At 40.5% G+C, this 1065-nt stretch carries 1 protein-coding gene and 1 pseudogene; one reads left to right on the forward strand and one right to left on the reverse strand.

Annotated elements, in window-relative coordinates:
• On the reverse strand, positions 1–257 hold a 257-nt coding region (locus ACS8FC_RS14850; protein WP_439297337.1), incomplete at its 3' end, for a sulfurtransferase TusA family protein.
• A 319-nt stretch (positions 258–576) separates the two neighbouring features.
• Between ACS8FC_RS14850 and ACS8FC_RS14855 the strand changes: the two are divergent.
• Positions 577–1065 (forward strand): annotated as a pseudogene (locus ACS8FC_RS14855) (hypothetical protein); the annotation flags it as partial.

The raw sequence follows: 1065 nt of genomic DNA on the forward strand, positions 1-1065 counted from the left end.
ACATCACGTAACGCAACTTTGGTTTTCAACAGTGGCATTGGACATGCAAGCCCGCGACCATCGACGAAACGCTTGATATTTAGTAAAGGTTGCTCTTTATTTATTTTCGTCTCAGTGTCAACATCTGAGCTACCATTCTCTACTGGCAATAAGTCTAACAGATGATTGATCTCTTGCTGTTCTGGATCGAATAAGCTCGCTGATAAGTAAATAAAGTGTGATGCACGTTTGATGGGTAATTGGCTATCAGCGGACATAATACAAACCTTACAAGTATCAATATTTCGGTTTCTTTATTAAAAAAGGCTCTAACAATTATTTTGATTATCGTCAATATATTTACGACAACCATGAGCTTACTATTATTGTGTTTAACCATTATACCAAATAGCCGATGTATAATTGCATTTGAATATAATCAACGTCATGTTCGGTTCATTAGAATCACACAATCATGTTGCACAATCTTGACGGGTGGCTAAGTGATTGGTAGCTAAGCACATAGTAGAATTGACCTTATATAAACAAGCTCGTATAGTCGAAAAGACGTCGTCAACAATCTGATAGGATACGAATTTGTACCACGCTAATAGACCGCCACGACTTACTAAAGCCACCAGCCATTCGATGAATAAGCTGTCGGAAAGCTCGCTATCTAAACTATTTGGGCAAACAGATAGCCGCAACTCTGTGGTTTTATCTTTTTCAAATAGTATCAAAATTGGACTGTCAGTGACATTGCTGGTAATCGCTACAAGTGCTCATAGCAAGGATGGTGATGATAGCCAAGCTATGCCATTTGCCAATCATTCATGGCAAACAGTAGAGTCACAATCGTTAGAGCTACCCAATTTGCGCGGGCAAGGACTGAGCTTTGCTGAGCAGTATCAAAACAAAATGCTGGGTGAGTGGTCATTACAGAATATCAATGGTCGGGTCAAAATGGAGCACGACCCTTGGGTGCAGGAAACGGTAAAAGACATGACGTGGCGACTTAATGCGCAGGCGCGTCAGCAAGCACCACTTGGCTTAGTTATTCTTGATAATCCTAGCATCAATGCTTTT

The organism is Psychrobacter sp. 1Y4, from assembly GCF_051847555.1.